At 45.8% G+C, this 2,052-nt stretch carries 2 protein-coding genes; both read right to left on the reverse strand.

Features of this window, described 5'->3' with window-relative positions; all coding sequences use genetic code 11:
• A partial coding sequence (locus VIP81_RS12115) for a carboxypeptidase-like regulatory domain-containing protein (protein ID WP_331960515.1) occupies positions 1–904 on the reverse strand: 904 nt, incomplete at its 3' end.
• A gap of 90 nt (positions 905–994) precedes the next feature.
• A complete protein-coding gene (locus tag VIP81_RS12120; protein ID WP_331960518.1) occupies positions 995–1,966 on the reverse strand; it encodes a FecR family protein in 972 nt (323 codons plus the stop codon).
• Positions 1,967–2,052 lie beyond the last annotated feature (86 nt).

Raw genomic sequence — 2,052 nt, forward strand, 5'->3', positions numbered from 1 at the left:
CGCTGATAGAAGTAATTTGCACACCGGCAGCTTTACCTTGTAACATCTGGTCTACACGTGTTACCGGTACGTTTTTAAATACATCACTTCTAACAGTGGTGACTGCGCCGGTGAGGTCTTTTTTGCGGGTGCTGCCATAGCCTACTATCACCACATCTTCCAGGTTGGATACGGAAGATTCGAGGGTGATCTTCAACGGGCTGCCTGGTTTAGGTTGTACGCTGAACGACTGATAACCCACCATGCTGCAATCCAGTGTTTCGCCTTCGTTGACCCGCAGTGAAAAATGGCCCTGCGCATCGGTGGTGGTGCCACGGGTAGTTTTTTTAATCCCTACAGTGGCGCCTGGCATCGGGTTACCGTCTTTATCCACTACGGTACCTTTCACGATGAAAGTATCTGCTACGGCGACATTCACGGCAGACACAGGTACTATATCGGTGGTGTTAAGGGTGGCCTTTAGCGTCGGCTTTACTTTGAGGATAATAAATTTGTCATCTACCAACTCAAAACTAATCTGATCTGCAGGGAGCAGACTTGTGAGCACCTGTTTCAGGGTAGACTCGCGGAAGGAGGCGGTGACGGGTTTGCTGTTTCCGAGTACCTGGTCATTGTACACGAAGCGTACACCGGTTTTTTTACCCAGTTGTTGCAGTACCGCCGACATAGGTTGTTCCTTAAAAGTGGCGCTGACTTTTTTCTCCAGTGCTCCCTGCGCCGCCAGTGGGGAAGCCCAGCTAAGGGTGGCCGTAATGGTGATCAATAGCAGTTGCAGCAGCGTAACGCGCATAATAATTTTAATTGATGATGAGATGCCGGAAGTTGGATAATCCGGTTTTTCACGATCCTGAAACGCCTTCCCCGGAAAGGCATACACATGACATCCCCTTTTACATTTTTTCATGTAACTTTGGTTGAGTTTAAATAATGAATTGCTGTTTGTTGTTTGGACTTTTATGCAGGGATGTTCGCGCATCCCTGTTTTTATTTGTATTTACTTACATCCGTTTCCTGTGATAATAATGGTACCATCTTTAATTTCATACTCCGCATTAATAGCCATGGTCAGGAGTTTTAGTGAATTGGATAATGATTGATCGGTGATGTCTGCTGTAATCCGGCAGGCTTCAAATGATTGATAGGTGCCTGCAAATTTTACATCAAATTTATGTTCCACCCGTTTTATGATGTCCGGGAATGCCGTACGGTTAAAGTTCATATCGTATTCCGTACCATCCACTGATTGCGCTTTTTCCTCGCTGCTGGCTTTATTAACGGATGATTGCCGGTTATTACTAATGAACTGATAATCCGGGGTAATAAACAATGGAGTGATATTGTCTTTATTATTTTTCTTTACCACCTGTACCTTGCCGGTTAATACCAGCAGGGAGAAGGAGCTGTTTGTTGTTTGTTCTTTTATATTGAAACTGGTACCCAATACCCGCGTGGTGTATTGACCACTTTCCACGATGAAGGGATGTGCCACATCTTTTTTGATCTCAAATAATCCTTCTCCTTTTAACTCCACGTGCCGGTTTTCTTTGCCAAAGTCCTTGGAGTAGGCAAGGGAGCTGTTACCCTTCAGCCATACAATACTGCTATCTGGCAATATCATTTTTTTGATGCCGCCTTCTGCCGATACGATCACCTTACTGCTTTGCTGCCATTGATGAATCCCTGCCCAGCCTGCAGCGATGAGTAATAATATAGCGGCGGCTTGTGCCAGCCGGTTACCGATATTTTTTTTCACCGGTTGTAAGCGCGGCGACAATTTATCCTGCAGCGCGGCATACAATCGTTCTTCCAGCTCATTTTCATGGGTATCTGTAGAATCCCAGGGAATTTCAGCAGGCGTCTCCCGGGCATACCATTCCAGCAAAACGTTTCGTTCTGCTGGTGTGATCGTTCCGTCTATCCATTTGTCGGCCAGTTGCCTGATGCCGTCCGGTATCTGTGGCTGCATATCTATATAGTGGGTGAAAAAATGTGGTTACCCTTAGTGGCGTGGAAAATATTTTTTAGAAAGAATAAAACAGGCAGCGTAAGTTG

It is taken from the genome of Chitinophaga sp., assembly GCF_036566945.1.
In the GTDB taxonomy this organism is placed as follows: domain Bacteria; phylum Bacteroidota; class Bacteroidia; order Chitinophagales; family Chitinophagaceae; genus Chitinophaga.